Annotated in this window: 19 protein-coding genes; 11 read left to right on the top strand and 8 right to left on the bottom strand. The window is 71.8% G+C overall.

What is annotated here, in order from left to right; all coding sequences use genetic code 11:
* Positions 1-60: 60 nt before the first annotated feature.
* The gene (locus tag AB0367_RS16780) at positions 61-618 is read right to left on the bottom strand and encodes a hypothetical protein (RefSeq protein ID WP_366227206.1); all 558 of its coding nucleotides are present in this window, start codon (positions 616-618) and stop codon (positions 61-63) included.
* A gap of 120 nt (positions 619-738) precedes the next feature.
* On the opposite strand from AB0367_RS16780, the gene AB0367_RS16775 reads away from it, so the two are divergent.
* The 5 genes from AB0367_RS16775 to AB0367_RS16755 all read left to right on the top strand — a co-directional run bounded on the left by AB0367_RS16775 (position 739) and on the right by AB0367_RS16755 (position 8,262).
* The gene (locus tag AB0367_RS16775) at positions 739-2,190 is read left to right on the top strand and encodes an AlkA N-terminal domain-containing protein (RefSeq protein ID WP_366227205.1); all 1,452 of its coding nucleotides are present in this window, start codon (positions 739-741) and stop codon (positions 2,188-2,190) included.
* Positions 2,187-2,687, top strand: a complete 501-nt coding sequence (locus AB0367_RS16770; protein ID WP_366227204.1) for a methylated-DNA--[protein]-cysteine S-methyltransferase — start codon at positions 2,187-2,189, stop codon at positions 2,685-2,687. The genes AB0367_RS16775 and AB0367_RS16770 overlap by 4 nt, the downstream gene beginning before the upstream one ends.
* A 117-nt stretch (positions 2,688-2,804) precedes the next feature.
* Positions 2,805-4,511, top strand: coding sequence for an ABC transporter ATP-binding protein (locus AB0367_RS16765; protein WP_366227341.1), 1,707 nt, complete (start codon positions 2,805-2,807; stop codon positions 4,509-4,511).
* Positions 4,504-6,285 (top strand): ABC transporter ATP-binding protein, encoded by a 1,782-nt coding sequence (locus AB0367_RS16760; protein WP_366227203.1) that lies wholly within the window; start codon positions 4,504-4,506, stop codon positions 6,283-6,285. Before AB0367_RS16765 ends, AB0367_RS16760 begins: the two co-directional genes overlap by 8 nt.
* A 204-nt stretch (positions 6,286-6,489) precedes the next feature.
* Positions 6,490-8,262 (top strand): tetratricopeptide repeat protein, encoded by a 1,773-nt coding sequence (locus AB0367_RS16755; protein WP_366227202.1) that lies wholly within the window; start codon positions 6,490-6,492, stop codon positions 8,260-8,262.
* 85 nt (positions 8,263-8,347) lie between these two features.
* Here AB0367_RS16755 and AB0367_RS16750 read toward each other — a convergent pair whose 3' ends face one another.
* Positions 8,348-9,130: a hypothetical protein gene (locus AB0367_RS16750; protein WP_366227201.1), complete on the bottom strand. Its 783-nt coding sequence runs from the start codon at positions 9,128-9,130 to the stop codon at positions 8,348-8,350.
* Between the two features lie 11 nt (positions 9,131-9,141).
* On the opposite strand from AB0367_RS16750, the gene AB0367_RS16745 reads away from it, so the two are divergent.
* A complete protein-coding gene (locus AB0367_RS16745; RefSeq protein WP_366227200.1) occupies positions 9,142-10,326 on the top strand; it encodes a DNA recombination protein RmuC in 1,185 nt (394 codons plus the stop codon).
* Between the two features lie 145 nt (positions 10,327-10,471).
* Positions 10,472-10,861 carry a hypothetical protein gene (locus tag AB0367_RS16740; protein WP_366227199.1) on the top strand — a complete coding sequence of 130 codons (390 nt, stop codon included), beginning with the start codon at positions 10,472-10,474 and terminating at the stop codon, positions 10,859-10,861.
* Between the two features lie 162 nt (positions 10,862-11,023).
* Here the strand turns inward: AB0367_RS16740 and AB0367_RS16735 are convergent, their stop codons facing one another.
* On the bottom strand, positions 11,024-12,016 hold the full coding sequence (locus AB0367_RS16735; RefSeq protein ID WP_366227198.1) for a 4-hydroxy-3-methylbut-2-enyl diphosphate reductase: 993 nt from the start codon (positions 12,014-12,016) through the stop codon (positions 11,024-11,026).
* Between the two features lie 131 nt (positions 12,017-12,147).
* Here AB0367_RS16735 and xseA point away from each other — a divergent pair, with 131 nt between their 5' ends.
* Together xseA and AB0367_RS16725 are read left to right on the top strand one after the other, a co-directional pair.
* Complete coding sequence (xseA, locus tag AB0367_RS16730; RefSeq protein ID WP_366227197.1) at positions 12,148-13,359, top strand: exodeoxyribonuclease VII large subunit; 1,212 nt, start codon at positions 12,148-12,150, stop codon at positions 13,357-13,359.
* A 102-nt stretch (positions 13,360-13,461) separates the two neighbouring features.
* Positions 13,462-13,671: an exodeoxyribonuclease VII small subunit gene (locus tag AB0367_RS16725; RefSeq protein ID WP_366227340.1), complete on the top strand. Its 210-nt coding sequence runs from the start codon at positions 13,462-13,464 to the stop codon at positions 13,669-13,671.
* A gap of 264 nt (positions 13,672-13,935) precedes the next feature.
* Here AB0367_RS16725 and AB0367_RS16720 read toward each other — a convergent pair whose 3' ends face one another.
* Positions 13,936-14,628 (bottom strand): TetR/AcrR family transcriptional regulator, encoded by a 693-nt coding sequence (locus AB0367_RS16720; RefSeq protein WP_366227196.1) that lies wholly within the window; start codon positions 14,626-14,628, stop codon positions 13,936-13,938.
* Between the two features lie 117 nt (positions 14,629-14,745).
* On the opposite strand from AB0367_RS16720, the gene AB0367_RS16715 reads away from it, so the two are divergent.
* Positions 14,746-15,636 carry an NAD-dependent epimerase gene (locus AB0367_RS16715; RefSeq protein WP_366227195.1) on the top strand — a complete coding sequence of 297 codons (891 nt, stop codon included), beginning with the start codon at positions 14,746-14,748 and terminating at the stop codon, positions 15,634-15,636.
* A 56-nt stretch (positions 15,637-15,692) separates the two neighbouring features.
* Here AB0367_RS16715 and glpX read toward each other — a convergent pair whose 3' ends face one another.
* Complete coding sequence (gene glpX, locus AB0367_RS16710; RefSeq protein WP_350558423.1) at positions 15,693-16,679, bottom strand: class II fructose-bisphosphatase; 987 nt, start codon at positions 16,677-16,679, stop codon at positions 15,693-15,695.
* Positions 16,680-16,789: 110 nt separating this feature from the next.
* Between glpX and AB0367_RS16705 the strand changes: the two genes are divergently transcribed.
* Positions 16,790-17,314 carry a DUF4245 domain-containing protein gene (locus AB0367_RS16705; protein WP_366227194.1) on the top strand — a complete coding sequence of 175 codons (525 nt, stop codon included), beginning with the start codon at positions 16,790-16,792 and terminating at the stop codon, positions 17,312-17,314.
* Positions 17,315-17,327: 13 nt separating this feature from the next.
* On the opposite strand, the gene AB0367_RS16700 is transcribed toward AB0367_RS16705, so the two are convergent.
* The 3 genes from AB0367_RS16700 to AB0367_RS16690 all read right to left on the bottom strand — a co-directional run bounded on the left by AB0367_RS16700 (position 17,328) and on the right by AB0367_RS16690 (position 19,767).
* The gene (locus AB0367_RS16700; protein WP_366227193.1) at positions 17,328-18,296 is read right to left on the bottom strand and encodes an NAD(P)/FAD-dependent oxidoreductase; all 969 of its coding nucleotides are present in this window, start codon (positions 18,294-18,296) and stop codon (positions 17,328-17,330) included.
* Positions 18,297-18,306: 10 nt separating this feature from the next.
* Positions 18,307-18,966 carry a rhomboid family intramembrane serine protease gene (locus AB0367_RS16695; protein ID WP_366227192.1) on the bottom strand — a complete coding sequence of 220 codons (660 nt, stop codon included), beginning with the start codon at positions 18,964-18,966 and terminating at the stop codon, positions 18,307-18,309.
* A gap of 75 nt (positions 18,967-19,041) precedes the next feature.
* A complete protein-coding gene (locus tag AB0367_RS16690; protein WP_366227191.1) occupies positions 19,042-19,767 on the bottom strand; it encodes a lytic transglycosylase domain-containing protein in 726 nt (241 codons plus the stop codon).
* Positions 19,768-19,901: the final 134 nt, after the last annotated feature.

The raw sequence follows: 19,901 nt of genomic DNA, 5'->3' as shown, positions 1-19,901 counted from the left end.
CAGTCCTCCACCTGCACGGCGTCGCGCGGCCCACCTCACGCTCCGGGTTCTGGCGTGAAGTCATGCCTGCGGGTCGTTCTCCGGGTCGTCGTACCGCACCGTCTCGAATCGCCCATCGTGGTCACCATCGGTGATGGTGTAGTCACGACGCCCGTCGCCGTCGACGTCGCGGGCAACATAGTCGGCGACGCCGTCGTGGTCGGTGTCGCGCACGTCGGTGTCGATGTTGCCGTCGTTGTCGAGATCGGCCACGACCCGGTCGGACCGGCCGTCGCCGTTGGTGTCCAGCGCCGCCACGTCTTTGTCGCCGTCGTTGTCGGTGTCGATGAACACGGCGTCGATCCGGCCGTCGCCGTCGAGGTCGCGCAGCTCGGTCTCGAGCGTGCCGTCCCCATCGGTGTCGATCGCGTAGCGGTCGACCCGGCCGTCGCTGTCGTCGTCGTACGCGACGATGTCGGCGGTGCCGCCGCCATCCGTGTCGATCGCGTAGATCGTCTCGCCGTGCTCGCCGTACATCGTGGCGACGTTCGGCTCGGCGGTGGACAGCCGGCCCGACAGCCCATAGCCGGCCGGCGCGAGGCCCTCACCGGTCTCAGGGCCGGACTCGTTCTCGCTCATCGGCGCCTCCGTCTCGTGTTCCGCGTGTTCGGTGGCCACCACAGTAGGCGGTCGAGGCGACGGAGCATTCGGGTCCGAAAACCGCCAGTCGCTGCCCCGCGGACGGGGCAGGATGGAGTCGTGGAACTCGACTTCGAAACCTGCCGCAAGGCGGCGACCAGCCGTGACTCACGCTTCGACGGCGTGTTCGTCACCGCGGTCAAGTCGACCAGGATCTATTGCCGGCCGTCCTGCCCGGCGATCACGCCGAAGGCGGAGAACGTGCGATTCCTGCCGACCGCCGCGGCCGCGCAGCGCGAGGGCTACCGGGCCTGCCTGCGCTGCCGGCCCGACGCGGCGCCGGGCTCGCCCGACTGGGACGTGCGCGGCGACGTGGTCGGGCGCGCCATGCGGCTCATCGCCGACGGCGTGGTGGACCGCGACGGCGTGCCGGGGCTCGCCGGCCGGCTCGGCTACACCGAGCGACACCTGCACCGGATGCTCACCGCGGAGGTGGGTGCCGGCCCGCTGGCGCTGGCCCGGGCGCAGCGCGCGCAGACCGCGCGGGTGCTCATCGAGACCACCGGGCTCGGACTCGCCGAGATCGCCTTCGCGGCCGGCTTCGGCAGCGTACGGCAGTTCAACGACACGGTCCGCGAGATCTACGGGCGCACGCCGTCGCAGTTGCGCGCCCGGCGCTCCCGGCCGGCGCCTGGTCCGGGCCGGCCCACGCGCCCCATCGAGGCAGACTGGGCGTCGCGGGACGAGGGCGTGATCTCGGTGCGGCTGCCGTTCCGTGCGCCGCTGCACGCCGAGTCGCTGCTGTCGTTCCTGCGTGACCGAGCGGTCGACGGCATAGACGCGGTCGACGACGAGGGGTACCACCGCAATCTCCGCCTTCCGCACGGCGCCGGGCGCGCCACGCTCGTGCCGCGCGCCGGCCATGTCGCGGCCACCCTGCACCTGGCCGACGTGCGCGACCTCGCACCCGCGGTGGCGCGCTGCCGGCGGCTGTTCGACCTCGACGCCGACCCGGTCGCCGTGGACGCGGTGCTGGGCGCCGACCCCGCCCTCGCGCCCGTGGTGCTCAAGGAGGAGGGGGTGCGCGTGCCCCGCGCGAGCGACGGCTTCGAGATCGCGGTGCGCGCCGTCGTCGGGCAACAGATCTCGGTCGCCGCGGCGCGCACGGTGCTGCGCAGGCTGATCGCCGCCGACGCCGGGCTGTTCCCGACCGCGGAGGAGCTGCTGACCCGGCCGGACGAGGCGTTCTCGATGCCCGAGTCGCGCCGGCGCACGCTACGCGCGCTGGCCGCCGCGGTGGCCACGGGCGATCTCGACCTCGACGGCGGCGAGGACCGCGCGGAGACCGTCGAGCGGCTCCGGGCGGTGCCCGGGATCGGGGACTGGACCGCGCAGTACACCGCGATGCGTGCCCTCGGCGACCCGGACTCGTTCCTGCCGACCGACCTGGGGGTGCTGCGCGGCGCGCGGGCCGCCGGGCTGCCCGACACACCGAAGACCCTGGCCGCGCACGCCGAGCGCTGGCGGCCCTGGCGTTCCTACGCCGTGATCCGACTCTGGAGGATGCAGTGAGCACGTACTACACGACGGCCGACACCCCCGCCGGTCCCTTCACGATGATCGTCGACGCGGACGAGGCCGTGCTGGCCAGCGGCTGGACGAGCGACGTGCGCGAGCTGGCGATCCTGACGCCGGCGACAGCCAGGCTGACCGGGCACCCGGAGCATCGCGGGCGACTGGGCCTGCCGTCGAAGGCGCTCGAATCCTATGTGGACGGTGACCTCACGGCGATCGACGACGTGCCCGTGCGGCAGCACAGCGGCGAGTTCCTCAACCACGCGTGGGAGGTGCTGCGCAAGGTGCCGGCCGGGGCGCCGGTCACCTATACCGAGTTCGCCGCGCGGGCGGGGCGGCCGGCGGCGGTGCGGGCGGCCGCGATGGCGTGCGCGCGCAACGCGGCGGCCCTGTTCGTGCCGTGTCACCGGGTGCTGCGACTGGACGGCACGCTCGGCGGGTTCCGCTGGGGCGTGCCGGTCAAGCGGTGGCTGCTCGATCACGAAGCCATCTGAATATCGGTTGGCGCCGATGTGATTCGCACGTACGTTTGACCTATGCCGACGACCGCCGCGCCCGCCGAGGCGCGGCGGTCCACCCGCATCCAGGGCCGGGCCCACGCCCTCTGGCGCATGCGGGTCTACCTGCAGCCGTATTACACGCTCACCGCCTGGTCGATGGTCGCCGCCGTGCTCTCCACCGCCGCGAGCCTGGCCATCCCGCTGCTCATCCAGCGCGTGGTCGACGGGCCGGTGCGCCACGGCGACACCCGCGGGCTGTTCCTGCTCGGCGCGCTCGCGGTCGCGCTCGGCATCTGCGAGAGCGCGCTGAGCTTCATCCGTCGCTGGGCGCAGTCCGCGTCCTCGGTCGGCATGGAGGCCCGGCTGCGCGAGGACCTCTACGCGCATCTGCAGCGCCTGCCGGTCGAGTTCCACGATCGCTGGCAGTCCGGGCAGCTGCTGTCGCGGGCCACCGCCGACCTGTCCTCGATCCGGCGGTTCCTGTCGTTCGGGCTGTTCTTCTTCGTGCTCAACCTCGCCACGTACATCGCGGTGTCCGTGCTGCTGATCCACCTGTACTGGCCACTGGGCGTGTTCGTGGCGCTCAGCGCGATCCCGCTGTTTCTGATCGCGCGCCGGTTCACCGGGCGATACTTCGCCGCCTCACGCGAGCTGCAGGACTCCCTCGGTGACCTGACCACCCGCATCGAGGAGTCGGCGCAGGGCATCCGGGTGATCCGCGCGTTCGGCCGGCGCGACCACATGAGCGCGCAGTTCGCCGGCGGCGCGCGGCACGTGCACGACCTCGGCGTCGGCAAGAGCCGGATGGTGGCGCGCACGCTGTCACAGTTCGACCTGGTGCCCAACGTCACGCTCGCGGTGGTGCTCGTCGCCGGAGCCGTCGCGGTCTCCGAGGGACGGCTGACGGTCGGCACGCTGGTCGCGTTCGTCGCGCTGCAGGTGATGCTGGTCTGGCCGATCGACATCCTGGGCTGGATCGTCGCCAACGCGCAGGAGGCGATGAGCGCGGCCGGGCGCATCTACGAGGTCATGGACGCCCAGCCGTCCATCGCGGACCGCCCCGGCGCGGTCTCGCTGTCCACGGTGGAGGGGCGGCTGCGCTTCAAGGGCGTCGAGTTCGGCTACGAGCCGGGCAGGCCGGTGCTGCGCGGCATCGACCTGGAGGTCGAGCCGGGCGAGACGGTGGCGGTCGTCGGGGTGACCGGCAGCGGCAAGACGACGCTGGTGTCGCTGGTGCCGCGGCTGTATGACGTGGACGCCGGGAGCATCACCATCGACGGGCACGACGTGCGCGACATCGGGCTCGACTCGCTGCGGCGCATCGTCGGCACCGCGTTCGAGGACCCGACGCTGTTCTCGATGAGCGTGCGGGAGAACCTCACCCTGGGCCGCGCCGACGCCAGCGATGCGGAGATCGCCGAGGCGCTGGACATCGCGCAGGCGCGCTTCGCCTACGACCTGCCGTGGGGCCTGGACACCCGCATCGGCGAGCAGGGCCTGTCGCTGTCCGGCGGGCAGCGGCAGCGCCTCGCCCTGGCCCGGGCGGTGCTCGGCCGCCCACGGGTCCTGGTGCTGGACGACCCGCTGTCCGCGCTCGATGTGCACACCGAGGCGCTGGTCGAGTCCGCGCTGTCCACGGTGCTCGCCGGGACCACCGCGCTGCTCGTGGTCCACCGGCCCTCGACCATCGCGCTGGCCGACCGCGTCGCGTTCCTCGACGGCGGCCGGCTCGTCGCGATCGGGACCCACTCACAGCTGCTCGCCTCGTGCCCCGGCTACCGGGACGTGCTCGCCCGGCAGGATGTCGTCGATGCTTGATGTCCAGCGGTGGCGGGGCACCGCGACGGAGGAGCCCGACCCGACGCGGCGCGTCGCGAGCCGGCGGCTACTGGGCTCGCTGCTGCGCCCGCACCGCCTGGCGATCGCCGCGCTCGTCGCGCTGCTGCTGGCCCAGAATCTCGCCGGGATGGCCGGGCCGTATCTGGTGAAGCTGGGCATCGACCGGGGCATCGGTCACCCGCCGACGCTCGTGCTCGTGACCGCGCTGTTCGGGCTGGCCACCGTGCTGGAGTTCGGCACGCGGCGGGCGTTCCTGGCGATGTCCGGCCGGGTCGGCAACGCCGTGCTGCTCGACCTGCGCACCCGCGTCTACGACCACCTGCAGCGGCTGTCCATCAGCTTCCACGAGCGGTTCACCTCGGGCCGGGTCATCGCGCGGCTCACCAGCGACGTGGACAACATCTCCGAGCTCGTCGACGGCGCCCTCGACGACCTGGTGCTCGCCGCGCTGTCGGTGCTGTCCGTGGCCGGCATCCTGCTCTGGCTCGACCCGCCGCTGGCGCTGGTCACGCTGGTGTCGTTCCCGTTCCTGCTGTTGCTGTCGCGCTGGTTCCAGCGGGCCAGCGCGCGGGCGTATCGCCGGACCCGGGAGACGATCGCGCTGGTCATCATCCACTTCGTGGAGTCCCTCGGCGGCATCCGCGCGGTGCAGGCCTTCCGCCGCGAGCGGCGCAACGACGAGATCTTCGCCGCGGTGAACGGCGACTACCGGCGGGCGAGCCTGCACGCGCAGCGGCTCGTCGCGACGTACTCGCCGGCCATCAAGGTGGTCGGCAACGTCTCCATCGCGGTGGTGCTGACCTACGGCGGCTGGCGGGTGCTGCACGGGCGCACCGAGGTGGGTGTGCTGGCGGCGTTCCTGCTGTACCTGCGCCGCTTCTACGAGCCGATGCAGGAGCTGTCGCAGTTCTACAACACGCTGCAGTCGGCCACCGCCGCGCTGGAGAAGCTGGCGGCGGTGCTCGACGAGCAGCCGGCCGTGCCCGAGCCGCGCTCGCCGGTGCGCCTGGCCGACCCGCGCGGCGAGCTGACGTTCGACGGCGTCTCGTTCGCCTACGACGCCGGGCGGCCCGTGCTGCCGGCGCTCGACCTGTTCGTGCCGGCCGGGCAGACGGTCGCGTTGGTCGGCGCGACCGGTGCGGGGAAGTCAACGCTGGCCAAGCTCGTGGCCCGGTTCTACGACCCGACCGGGGGCAGCGTCACGCTCGACGGCGTCGACCTGCGCTCGCTCGCCGAGGACGACCTGCGCCGCGCGATCGTGATGGTGACGCAGGAGAACTACCTGTTCTCCGGTACCGTCGCCGCCAACATCGCCTTCGGCCGGCCGGGGGCCTCGCGCGCCGAGGTCGAGGCGGCCGCGACCGCGATCGGCGCGGACGCGTTCATCCGCGCCTTGCCCGACGGATACGACACCGACGTGCGCAAGCGCGGCGGCCGGCTCTCGGCCGGGCAGCGCCAGCTCGTGGCCTTCGCGCGGGCCTTCCTGGCCGACCCCGCGGTGCTGATTCTCGACGAGGCGACGTCGTCGCTGGACATCCCGAGCGAGCGGCAGGTCCAGCAGGCGCTGCGCACGATCCTGGCATCCCGGACGGCACTGGTGATCGCGCACCGGCTGTCCACGGTGGAGATCGCCGACCGGGTGCTGGTCATGTCCGGCGGGCGCATCGTCGAGGACGGGCCGCCGTCCGCCCTGATCCACGGCGGCGGGCACTACGCGGAGCTGCACGAGCAGTGGCGCGACTCGCTGCTGTGAGTGTCGGGTAATTGACAGCCCCCTTGGCCGACCGGCATGAACGGCGGACTCGGCTGCGTCGATCTACCGTGGACGCCACGGTTCGTGGGAGGATTCGCGTCACGCTATGGATCTCGGCTTGTCGCCCGCAGTGATCTTCGGGAGGTTCTCGGGTCTGCACGTCGGAGGTTCCTCGGGGTCGAACGTCGCGAGTGAAGAGGACCGATGACTGGCGGACGGTGGAGTGGCCAGACCCGATTTCTCGTCGTGTTCGTCGGGCTCGTCCTGGTCGCCCTGGGCGTGCTGACGACGGTGCAGTTCCGCAGCACCGCCGGCGCCGCGGCCCTGGTGGGGGCGGGCGTGCTGGTCGGGCTGGCGGGGCTGTCCGGCGGCGCGATCGTGGTCCGCTCCGGTGACCGTGACGATCGGCTCGCCTCCGCCGGCCAGGCCCAGCAGGCCGGCGACGCCGAGGGCGCCCATGACCGGTTCGTGCAGCTGATCCGCGGCCATGCCCCGCAGGCGATCGCCTACCACGAGGGCGCCAACGCCGCGCTCTACGAGGCCGCCGGGCGCGAGGGGCAGAAGCTGCAGCCCGTCTTCGGGTACTTCCTCGGCCCCATCGCCATGTCCGAGGCGCACATCATCGTGGACATCCGGGCCGGCACCGGCTTCTCCATCGCGCGCATGCAGGCGACCCTGCAGGCGCTGCTGGTCGGCCCGACCGCGGTGTTCCAGGCGGCGCTGGTCATCGTCAACGCTGCCCCGGACGACTCGATCCTGAGCTCCGTCCGGCAGCTGAGCATCACGCTGGACCGGCCTGTGGCCGTGGTCGCGTGGCGGATCGGCGACCCCTCCGGCGCCATCTCCGAGGCGATCGTCTCGCTGCGCCACGAGCTGCGCCGGCGCGACCACGAGTCCCCGATCGACGTGCCGGCCGAGGTTCTCGACGAGCCGGACGTGTTCGAGCCCGTGCGGATCCCGAGCCGCCCGGCCGCCCCACCCCAGCCGCCGCTTCCCCCGCCGCCGATCTCGATCCCCGTCCAGCAGCCGGCCTACGAGGACGACGACGACGAGTACTCGCACATGACCTCCTCCGCCCTCTACGACGAGCCCGACCCGGTCGGGTGGCCGGCCCCGGAGCCTCGGCGCCGCCCCTCCCCCGCACCCCCCGTCTACGACGACTCCGCGACCTGGCAGCGCGCGACCGACCTGCACTGGCGCGGGCAGCTCCAGGAGGCCGAGGAGGCGTACCGCGAAATCGTCGACGCCCGCGCCCACGCCCTCGGCTGGGACCACCCGGACACGCTCACCGCCCGCGACCAGCACGCGACCGTCCTGCGCGACCTGGACCGGCTGGCCGAGGCCCTCGTCGAGTGTGACGAGGCGCTCACCGCGCGGGTGCGCATCCTCGGCGAGGACCACCCGGACACACTGACCAGCCGCAGCCACCTGGCCACGATCTACCACCAGCTGGGCGACCTGACCCGGGCCGAGGCCGAGCACCAGCGGGTCCTGGAGTCACGCACGCGCGTGCTGGGCGCCAACCACCAGGAGACGCTGATCTCGCGCAGCAACCTCGCCAAGGTCTACCAGGACATGGGCGAGCTCGACCGGGCGATCGAGGAGCACCGCACGGTCATGCACGCCCGGGCCCAGCTGCTCGGCCCGGAGCATCGCGACACGCTCATGAGCCGAAGCCTGCTCGCGTCGGCGCTGCACAACGCGGGCCGGCTCCCGGACGCCGAGGCCGAGCACCGGGCGGTCCTCGGCAGCCGGCTGCGCCTGCTGGGCCCGGTCCACCTCGACACGGCCGTCTCGCGCCACCGCCTCGCGAGCGTGCTGCACGACCTGGGCCGGCTGGACGAGGCCATCACCGAATACCGCGCGGCCCAGACCGTCTACGCCGAGCTCCTCGGCCCGGCGAGCCCGTTCGCCCGCGCCGCGGCGTCGGACCTGGCCCTGGCCGAGCAGGCATTCCGCGGGGCGCGCCGCTACTGAGGCTCTTGGCACCGGGCCTGTGCTGGTCCTCCTCGGTCTTGCGCGCCGATGGGGTTCGGGCTCCTGCAGCGCCCGGTCCCCGGCCTTAGAAGTCGCCGCCGAAGTCGCCCATGTCGCCGAAGCCCGAGTCGCCCCAGTCTCCGCCGTCGCCGCCGTCGAAGTCGCCGTCGCTCTGGTCGAAGGCCTGGTCGAAGCCTTGGTCGTAGCCCTGGTCCAGGCCCTGATCGAAGCCGGCGTTGTACGCGGCGTCGTAGCCGTGGTCGCCCCAGCTCGAGTTGAACAGCGCGTCGAAGACCAGGACCGAGCCGATGCCCCACGCGCCGGCGACGAGGGCCGTCTTCCACCAGGGCTCGGAATACCAACCGGCCGGGACACCGCGGCCCGCGACCGCGCCGCCCGGGTAGTAGTAGGGGGTCGTGTTGCCGGGCTGGGGGCTGGCGCGATACGTGTGCCCCTGGACGGCGATCTCGCGCTCCTTGGTGATCTGCCCCGCTCGCGCGCCTGCCAGCGGCGGAAGGTCGGGCCCTGGGTCGAGGCCCATCGCGGTGCGGGCCGCCCGGATGTAGGCGAGCCCCTCCAGCGAGGTCTCGCGAGCGAGGTCATACTGCTTCACGCTCGTCGCCCGCTCCAGCTGCCCACCAGCGGCGTTGTACCGCTCGCTCGCGTCCACCAGTGCCTGTTTGACCGCCGGCTCGTCGCCGGAGAGGTTCATCAGCTGCCCGCCGAGGCGCTCATACCACCGAAGCCCCTCTTCCCGCGCATCGGCCAGCTGCTGCGCCTCGCGCTTCCTGCGCCCGAAGCCGAACACCGTCACCACTCCCACCAGGACGAGGAACCCATGCCCCTCGACGGTACCGGTTTCTGTCATGCCTCTACGGCATGCTGAATACCGTGGATCTCCTCCTGCTGCTCATCGGCCTCCTGGCCGGCGCCGCCCTCGGTTGGTACGTCGCTCGGTCACGCTCCGCCATCGACCTGGCAAAACTGCAGGCCACGCTGCAAGCGACCCGCGACGGTGAGGCGCGCCTGGAGGCGTCGCTGCGCAGCCTGACCCTTGAGGCCCGCGGCCAGACCCAGGACGCCGTGGCCGACGCGGTGACGCCGCTGCACGAGGCGCTGCTGCGATACGAGCGGCGGGTGGCGGAGCTGGAGCGCGACCGCGTTGGCGCCTACGAGTCGCTGCGCGAGCAGGTGCGCGCCATGCACGAGGTCTCCGGCGAGCTGCGCACCGAGACCCATCGCCTGGTCTCCGCCCTGCGCGCCCCCACGGTCCGCGGCCGCTGGGGCGAGCACCAGCTGCGCCGCATCGTCGAGGCCGCCGGGATGCTCGAGCACTGCGACTTCGAGGAGCAGGTGAGCGCCGCCACGGACGCCGGCGTGGTGCGCCCCGACCTGGTCGTGCGCCTGCACGGGGGCCGCCAGGTGGTGGTGGACGCGAAGGCGCCCCTGGAGGGATACCTGTCGGCGCTGGAGGCCCCCGATGAGCAGGCCCGCACGGCCCGCCTGACCCAGCACGCCCGCCACCTGCGCGCCCACGTCGACGCGCTGTCCGCGAAGTCGTACTGGTCGGCTTTCGAGCCGGCCCCCGAGTTCGTGGTCCTGTTCGTCCCCGCCGACACATTCCTGGACGCGGCCCTCCAGCACGACCCGGCCCTGCTCGAGCACGCCTTCGCCCGCAACGTGGTCCTCGCCACACCCGCCACGCTGGTCGCGCTGCTGCGCACCATCGCCTACGCGTGGCGCCAGGACTCCCTGACGTCCAACGCCCTGGCCGTCCACCAGACGGGCCGCGAGCTGTATGCGCGCCTGAGCACCATGGGCGAGCACCTGTCGAAGGTCGGCACGTCGCTGTCGACGGCCGTGTCGTCGTACAACCGAGCCGTGGGCTCTCTGGAGGCCAGGGTCCTGGTCAGCGCCCGCAAGCTGGCCGAGTTCGGCCTGAGCGCCGAGGAGCTGCCCGCGCCCCCGCAGGTCGAGGCGACCCCGCGCCAGCTCCAGGCCCCGGAGCTGGTCGACAGCGAATACGAGGCCATGCTCGCCGCCCTCCGCGAGGACCCGTCTTAGTGACCGTCGGGTCGCCGCCGCACGGTCCAGGCGGCGGGGAAATGTCGGCGCAAATGGAGCAAGGTAGTGGTTGTGTCGGCCGGCGTACTCGGGTGTGTCGGGGACGTGATCGAATGAGGGCGGCGCGGGATCTAGCGTCACGCGCATGTTCGGATTTGGCCGGAAACCCGGCGCCAATGCGCTCACCGCTCGCGGGGAGATCGTGCACGTCGATTTCGGCCTGCAAAACGTCGATGCCCACGGAAACACGCGCGCCGCGCGCTACACCGTGCGCGTCCGGGTTTATCCCGACGACGCGGCGGCCTTCGAGGCCTCGATCAAGGTCAAGCTGCGGGGCACCGCGGGCCCGATGATCGGGGAGGAGACCTGGGTGCGGTATGAGCCGGGCAGCCCAGAGCGCATCGAATTCGATCGAGACCGGATCAAGGACCGCAGCTACGACCGGGTGCGGGCCAATCCGGGACTTCGGGTCGTGGTCGACACGCTGTACCGGTACGGCGACCCGCCGGTCAGCGTGATCGCCACCGCGCGCTGATCCGCGGGAATCGCCCGGCGCACGGAGGTCCGGGCCCGACGCCCGCCAATCCGCTGGAATATCGCGGGGTGAAGGCGCCCGGGCCCGGCGCACTGATCCGCGGGCGAAGCGGTGGAAATGGAACCGGGCCGGTGAAGCCGCGGATCCCGACGAGCGACTCGGTCAGTTCAGGGTCTTCGCGACCTCGGCGGCCCGGGCGGCGGCCTGGACCTTCATGTCGCGCTTGAGCTCCTGCGGCAGCGAGAAGACCAGCTTCTCCTGCGCCGTCGTGATCTCGGCCACGTCGGCGAAGTCACGGGCGGCCAGGAAGTCCAGGACCTCCATGACGAGCTCCTCGGGCACGGAGGCGCCAGAGGTCACGCCGACCGTCGTGGCGCCAGCCAGCCACTCGTTCTGGATCTCGCTCGCGTAGTCGATCAGGTAGGCGGCCCGCGCGCCGGCGTCGACCGCCACCTCGCGCAGGCGCTGCGAGTTTGACGAGTTCTGCGAGCCGACGACCAGGACGATGTCGCAGTTGGGGGCCATCGCCTTGACCGCGTCCTGGCGGTTGGACGTGGCGTAACAGATGTCGTCGCTCGGCGGGGACATGAGCAGCGGCAGGCGCTGCTTGAGGCGGGCCACCGTCTCCAGGGTCTCGTCGACCGAGAGCGTGGTCTGCGACAGCCACACCACCTTCGACGGGTCACGGACCGTGACCTTGTCGGCGCCGTCCGGGCCATCGACCAGCTGGATGTGCGCGGGCGCCTCGCCCGTGGTGCCGATGACCTCCTCGTGGCCCTCGTGGCCGATCAGCAGGATGTCGTAGTCGTCGGCGGCGAAGCGGCGGGCCTCCTGGTGGACCTTCGTGACCAGCGGGCACGTGGCGTCGATGGCGCGCAGGGCGCGGGCCTTGGCCTGCTCGTGGACCTCCGGCGCGACGCCGTGGGCCGAGAAGACCACGATCGCGCCCTCGGGGACATCTTCGTTCTCCTCGACGAAGATCGCGCCCTTGGCCTGCAGGGTGCTGACCACGTGCTTGTTGTGGACGATCTCCTTGCGCACGTAGATCGGCGCACCATACAGCTTCAGCGCCTCTTCCACGGTCTGGACCGCGCGGTCCACACCGGCGCAGTAGCCGCGGGGCTTGGCGAGCAGGACGCGCTTCGAAGCAGTCACCCCGCCATCGTACGTGCTGACGTCGCCACCGCTGCCAAGCGAGCTGACGTACCTGCGTGGCTGACGTTTCTGTCGTACCCGGTGTTTAGGGTGGGTCCAGTGACCGGTCCGGAGCGAAGCGGAGTGACGGCATGACTGAGACGGCCTCGACGAGTGAGCAGCCGTGGCCGGTTCGGGTCGTCAGCCAGAAGATCAGCCAGTGGATCGGCCGGCTCGGCTGGATCTGGGTGGACGGGCAGGTCGCGCAGATCACCCGGCGGCCCGGCACCAACACCGTGTTCCTCACCCTGCGCGATCCGTCGGCCGACCTGAGCCTGACCGTGACCACCAACCGTGACGTGGTCGACCTCGGCGCGCCCGGCCTCAACGACGGTGCGCGGATCATCGTGCACGCGCGGCCGGAGTTCTACGCCGCGCGCGGCACCCTGAGCCTGCGCGCCGACGAGATCCGCCAGGTCGGCCTCGGCGAGCTGCTGGCGCGGCTGGAGCAGCTCAAGAAGCTGCTGGCCGCCGAGGGGCTCTTCGCCCGGGAGCGCAAGCGACGCCTGCCATTCCTGCCGCGGCGCATCGGGCTGATCACCGGCCGGGCCAGCGCCGCCGAGCGCGACGTGCTCACCAACGCGCGGCGGCGCTGGCCGACGGTCGACTTCCGGGTGATCAACGTGGCGGTGCAGGGTCCTTCCGCGGTGCCGCAGATCATCGACGCGCTCGCCGTGCTCGACCGCGACGAGACGGTCGACGTCATCGTGCTGGCGCGCGGCGGCGGCTCGACCGAGGACCTCCTGCCCTTCTCCGACGAGGCCCTGTGCCGGGCGGTGTTCGCCTGCCGCACGCCGATCGTCTCCGCGGTCGGGCACGAGACCGACGTGCCGCTCGTGGACTACGTCGCCGACGTGCGCGCCTCCACCCCGACCGACGCCGCCAAGCGCATCGTGCCCGACCTCGGCGAGGAGCTGCGCCTGATCGGCCAGGCCAAGCAGCGGCTCGACCGGTCGCTGCGCGGCCTGCTCGACCGCGAGCAGCACCGGCTCGACGCGCTGCGCTCCCGCCCGTCGATCGCCCGCCCGCTGACCATGGTTGACGTGCGCGCCGCCGACGTCGCCGCGCTGCGCGACCGGGCCACGCGCAACCTCGCGCACCGCCTCGACCGGGCCGGCACCGAGATCGAGCACACGCTCGCCCGGCTGCGCACGCTCTCGCCGTCGGCCACCCTGCAGCGGGGCTATGCGATCGTCCAGCGCGAGGGCGGTGCCGTGGTGCGCGCGGCGGGTGAGGTGTCCGCCAAGGAGCGGCTGCGCATCAGGCTGGCCGAGGGATCGCTGGCCGCGACCGTGGAAGGCTGAGGATGTCCCCGCGAGCGCCTTTCTGGGTTTCGACGTCGGCGTGTGGTTCGGTGTGATCAGAGAGTCTTCCGGAGAGGGGTCAACCGCGTGAGCGAGCCGAAGATGGCCGAGCCAGGTTCGGGCGAGACGGCTTCGACGTTGACATACGAGCAGGCCCGCGCCGAGCTCGCCGCCGTCGTCGAGCGCCTGGAGTCGGGCGGCTCGACGCTGGAGGAGTCGCTGGCCCTGTGGGAGCGCGGCGAGGAGCTGGCGACGATCTGCCAGCGCTGGCTCGACGCGGCCCGCGCCCGGCTCACGCCGTCCGACTCCTGACCGCGCGTCAACTCGTCTCGCCGGCGCACGACGTCGACGCCCGGCCGCGATGGTCGGGCTGCGGGTGGCTGCCGCACCGCGTCACAGAGCGGCCGGCCCGTGGTCGTGTCGTGGCACGGGCCAGGCAGTCGTGCTGGGCACGGCCGTTGCAGCAGGCCTCGCCGCGCGGCGCGGCGCCGGCCGGGTCTGCGCCGCGCCATGAACGGCGACGCGTGGCAGCGCATCGGGTCAGTCACGAGCGCGTCCGCTTCGGGCCTGCCGGGGTCAGGTGGGCAGGCCGATGTAGCGGGCCTGGGCGCGCATCTGGTGCGCGAAGAACTCGTCGCGGTGGTTGATCGTGTTGCGCAGCTGGCCGAAGATCTCAAAGCTCACCTGGCCGAACAGGGCCACCCAGGCGGACAGGCCGCGCGCCATCGTGGTGGGTGGCACGTCCGGGGCGATCATCGCGCCGACCCGGGCCACGTCCGCGGACGAGGCCGGCGGTAGCGGCGGATCGTCGTTCGGGGCCAGCGCGCCGGCGACGGTCGCGTCCTGCAGAATGCCGCCGAGCACGCGGACCGCTCGGGTGGCGGCGACGACCGTGTCCTCGGGGGCGTGATAGCCCGGGACCGGGCTGCCGTAGATGAGCGCGTACTCGTGCGGCCGCGCCACGGCCCAGTCGCGTATCGCGCCGGCTACCGCGAGCCAGCGGTCGGCGTAGGCGTCGCGCGGTACCGCTGCCTCGGCTTCTTCGGCGGAGCCGCCCAGCGCGTTGTACGCGTCCAGGATCAGGGCGGTAAGCAGTTCGTCGCGGCTGGCGAAGTACCGGTAGATCGCCGAGCTCACCACGCCCAGGTCCCGGGCCACGGCGCGCAGCGAAAGGTTCGCGCCGTCGGTGGCCAGGTGGCGGCGGGCGATCTCCTTGATCTCGTCGGTCATCTCCGCCCGGACGCGGGCCCTGATCGAGTTCGCCTTCATGCGGCCATCATCACACGCGCTCCAATTCGAGAGCAATGCTCTTGCAAGGCGTCACAAGACCACCCTATGCTCTAAATCGAGAGCGATGCTCTCCAACTAGAGCAGTAGGGGGCTGTCATGCAGGTCGTCGTCGGGGCCGGATCGGTCGGTACCGCCATCGCGTTGCGCGTCGCGGAGACTGGCGAGGAGGTGCGCGTCGTCACGCGCAGCGGCGGCGGGCCGGAGCACCCGCTGGTCAGCCGGGTCGCGGCGGACGCCGGCGACGCGGCCGCGCTACTGGGGATCGTGAAGGGCGCGAGCGTGATCTACAACTGCGCCAACCCGCTGTACCACGCCTGGCCGACCGCCTGGCCGCCCATCGCCGACGCGCTGCTGCGGGCCGCCGAGGCCAACGACGCGGTGCTGGCGATCACCGGGAACCTGTACGGCTACGGGCCGGTCGCGAGGCCGATGACCGAGGACATGCCGCTGGCCGCGACCACCGTCAAGGGGCTGGTCCGGGCGAAGATGTGGCAGGACGCGCTCGCCTCGCGGGTCCGCGCGTTCGAGGTGCGCTCCTCGGACTGGATCGGACCGCGGTACTCCCTGATCTGGCAGGCCCTGCCGGCCATGCGCCAGGGCAGGACCGCCTGGCTGCCGGCGCCGCTGGACGTGCCGCACACCTACACGTACACGGCCGACGCCGCCCGCACGCTCGTCGAACTGGCAAAGGATGAGCGCGCCTGGGGCCGGGCCTGGCACACGCCGTCGCCGGCACCGACGACCGCACGGCGGCTGCTCACCCGGGTGGCCGAGCTCGCCGGGCTGCCCGCGCCGCGGCTGCGCGCCTATCCGCAGCTGGCGGTGCGGGGTGCGGCGCTGTTCGACAAGATGGCCAAGGAGTTCCTGGAGATCCGATACCAGCACGCCCGGCCGTTCGTCATGGACTCCTCGCGGGTGACCACGGAGTTCGGCCTGAGCGCGACACCGCTGGACGAGGCCATCCGCGAGACACTGCGAAGCGCCTGACCCACCCGTCCGGCGCGCCCCGCGGCGAACGCGCGGGACGGGCCGGACGGGTTCGGTCAGGAGAAGTCGACGAGCGAGTACGCGCGCAGCTTCTCCAGGCGGTGAAACGAGTCGATCCAGCGGATCGTTCCCGAGCGCGACCGCATCACGATCGACTGGGTGTAGGCGCCGCCTGAGCGGTATCGCACGCCCTTGAGCAGGTCGCCGCTGGTCACGCCCGTCGCGCAGAAGAACATGTTGTCGCCGCTGACCAGGTCGTCGGTGTGCAGCACGCGCGAGAGGTCGTGGCCCGCGGCGATCGCCTTCTCCCGCTCCGCGTCGTCGCGCGGCCACAGCTTCGCCTGGATCGCCCCGCCCATGCACTTGAGCGCCACCGCGGCCACGATGCCCTCCGGGGTGCCGCCGATGCCCATGAGCACGTCGGTCTCGCTGACCTCCCGGGCCGCGCTGATCGCCCCCGCGATGTCGCCGTCGGAGATGAAGCGAATCCGGGCGCCGGTGTGCCGGACCTGCTGGACGAGCTCCTGGTGGCGCGGCCGGTCCAGGATGCAGACGGTGAGCTCGGAGACGCTGGATCGCTTCACCTTCGCGATCCGGCGCAGGTTCTCCTCGACCCCGGCCTCGATGTCCACCACGTCGGCGCAGTCCGGGCCTACGGCGAGCTTCTCCATGTAGAAGACCGCGGAGGGGTCGAACATCGCGCCCCGCTCGGCCACCGCGAGCACGGCCAGGGCATTGGGCATGCCCTTGCTCATGAGGGTGGTGCCGTCGACCGGGTCGACCGCCACGTCGACCTCGGGGCCGGTGCCGTCGCCGACACTCTCACCGTTGTAGAGCATCGGCGCGTTGTCCTTCTCGCCTTCGCCGATCACCACCGTGCCGCGCATGGGCAGCGAGTTGATCAGCAGGCGCATGGCGTCGACGGCCGCGCCGTCGCCGCCGTTCTTGTCACCCCGGCCGACCCAGCGGCCGGCGGCCATCGCCGCGGCCTCGGTGACCCGTACGAGGTCGAGGGCCAGGTTCCGGTCCATCTCACGATTCATTTCGTGCACTCCTCGCGCGTCGTTGCGTGGGTGTGTTCGGTAACAGAAAACCCCCGTCAAGCAATCCTGACAGGCGTACGGTCCGCATCGCCTGTCAAGATGGAGCCGTGGTGACTCCGACACAGCAGACCCGCGAGACCAAGACCCGCCGCCCGCGGGACATGGCGCTGTCCATGCTGGTCCTGATCGTGCCGGTGTTCCTCCTCGTCGGGTTCTTCCGCTTCCTCGGGCACGAGACGCCACCCGTGGTCGACCCGACCGGCGTCTACGGCTCGGTCCAGCGCGCGGGGCAGTTCGAGCTGCTCAAGCCGGAGCAACTGCCGAGCGGCTGGCGGATCGTCTCCGCGACGCACACCGACGGCGTCCTGCGCCTCGGGATGACCGCACCGGATGACGGCGCTCTGCAACTCGTGGAGACCGCCATGCCGGCGGCCGAGCTCGTGCCGGCGATCGTCGGCAAGGGCGCCCGCGACGACGGCGAGGTCACGATTGCCGGCCGGCAGTGGCAGCGCCTATCGCAGGGGCGTCCGGGCGAGCGCGCGATCGTGCAGGCCGGCGGCGGCCGCACGGTGATCATCGTGGGCCAGGCGAAGGAGCGCCAGCTGGAGCAGCTGGCGGGGAGCCTCAAACCGTAGGCGGAGGCCCGGTTCAGCCGTTGTCGCTGGAGTGTCCCGGGAAGAGGTGCGCCGCAGGGTCGATGATCACGGCGGCGTTATTGACGGCGGTGGCCGCCTCGCCGAAGCCGACCGCGATGAGACGGACCTTCCCGCTGTACTCGCTGATGTCCCCGGCGGCGAAGACCCTCGGCAGGTTGGTGGCCGTCGTGGAGTCGACGCGGATGTGACGCTTGTCGAGCTCCAGGCCCCAATCGGCGAGCGGGCCGAGGTCGGCGGTGAAGCCGAGCGCGGCCACGACCGTGTCCGCCGGGAGGGTGCGCGCCTCGCCGCCGCGGCCCACCACCTCGACCGCCGAGACCCGCCCGTCGCCGTGCAGCTTGGTGACCTCGGCGTTGACCACGATCTCGACCGGCAGCGCCTGCACCCGAGCGACGGTGGAGGCGTGCGCGCGGAACTTGTCGCGCCGGTGCACCAGGGTCACCGACTTCGCGATCGGCTGCAGCGCCAGCGCCCAGTCGAAGGCGGAATCGCCGCCGCCGACGATGACGACGTCATGCCCGGCCAGATCGGCCAGGTGAGGTACGAAGAAGACGATCCCCTCGCCGTCGAAGCCGTCGGCGGCGGGCAGCGGGCGGGCGGTGAAGCTGCCCAGGCCGCCGGTGATGAGCACCGCCCCGCAGCGCAGCGACGCTCCGTCGGACAGCGTCAGCACGGGCCGCTCATCTACATAGGACAGCCCCTCGGCGCGCACCCCGAGGAGATACTCGGGGTTGAACTGCGCGGCCTGCTCGACGAGGTTGGCGACCAGGTCACGGCCGCGGATGCCGGGGAAGCCGGCGACGTCGAAGATCATCTTCTCCGGATACATCGCCGTGACCTGGCCGCCCGGCTCGGGCAGCGCGTCGATCACGGCAGTGGACAAGCCACGAAATCCCGCGTAGTAGGCGGCGAACAGCCCCGACGGTCCCGCGCCCACGATGGCGAGGTCAACTTCCCGCATGCGCCAGACGCTACGACACGTCCGGCCCGAGGGCCAGTGGCTCGACGTGATCGACGGGTTTCGGGCGGCGACGGCGGAACAGGATCGCGGCGGCGAGCCCGGCGATGAACCCGCACAGGTGACCCTGCCACGAGACGCCCGGGTCGCCCGGGAACATGCCGATGAGCTGCCAACCGTAAAGCAGTCCGACCAGCAGGCCGACCGCGATGTGCCACCAGCTGCGCTCGACGACCCCGCGCATGAGGATGACGCCGAGATACCCGAAAATCACCCCGCTGGCACCCACCACGACCGTGTTGGGTGAGCCCAGAAACCACACCCCGACGCCCGCGACGACGGCGATGAAGAGGGTGGTGAACCAGAACCGGGCGCCCCCCGCGGCCAGCACGAAGGTGCCCAGCACGATCAGCGGGACGCTGTTGGACAGCACGTGGTCGAAGCTCACGTGCAGAAACGGTGCGAAGACGATACCGTCGAGACCGTCGAGGCGGCGCGGGCGGATGCCGCCCGCCTGGTCGAGACTGTGCCCGGACCACTTGTCGAGGCCCTCGATGAGGAACAGGACCGGAACGAACGCGCACATCGCCAAGAACGCGCGCCCGATCGAGGCGTAGAACGCCTCGGTGCCGAAGCGCGTCGGGTCGGACTGCCGGCCAGGGTCGATCGTCACGCCACTGTGGTAGCAGTTCCGCGCCGGCGCCGCCACAGAAAGTTCGTGGCGCGCCGGCGCGGACTTTCGTGAGTGTTAGTACCAGCCGGTCGACTGACTGTGGGCCCAGGCGTTGCAAGGAGTCTTGTAGCGCCTCTTGATGTAATCCAGCCCCCACTGGATCTGCACCTCGGCGTTATCCCACCAGTCGCCGCCGAACTTGGCCATCTGGTTGCCAGGAAGCGCCTGTGGGATGCCGTGAGCGTTACTGCTCTTGTTGTGTGCCAGCGGGTTCCAGCCGCTCTCTTTCGTCCAGAGCTTGTCCAGGCAGGGCATCTGGTCAAGCCCGAAACCGACGCCGATCAGGACGGAGCAGCCGGTCTGCCTGTGGCCCGAGTAGTCGTTGCAGGAGCTGGGAACCGGATACTTGGGGGGTGTCTTCGTCGGCGGTTTGCTCGTCGGAGAGGCGCTCGCGGAGGCCGAGCGCTGGTTCGACCGGCTCGCGGCCTCCTCGGCCTTCTTGCGGGCGGCGTCATCGGCCGCCTTGGCCTGCGTCGAGGCGTCGGCGGCGGCGTCCTTGGCCTTGGCCAGGGCGTCAGCCTCGTCGGCGGTGGCCGGCGGGCTCGACACGGACGGCGTCGCGGACGACGAAGAGAGCGGGAATGCGGCGCCAGCGGCCTTGACCGGTTCCACGGGCGCGTCGTGCTGGGTCTGCAAGCCGGCAATCACGAGCCCGCCCACCAGCCCCGCGAGGATCACGAGGCCGAGCACAGCTCGGATGATGCCGACCCGGCGCCACAGCCGGATCACGAAGTCATCCATTCGTCGGGGACAGGGACACGGTGCCGCCCCTTGCGGGACCGGGTCCGGACGGGCTGTAACCAATCCGGACCCTTACGCACCGTGAGCGCCTGATGCCAACTCGCCTGGCGTCACGCGCTCCGGACCCACCTTCG

Origin of the sequence: Dactylosporangium sp. NPDC051484 (assembly GCF_040689395.1) — a bacterium.
Lineage (GTDB): Bacteria > Actinomycetota > Actinomycetes > Mycobacteriales > Micromonosporaceae > Dactylosporangium.
The sequence above is the reverse complement of the archived record's forward strand: the minus strand, read 5'-3'. Positions and strand labels throughout refer to the sequence as shown.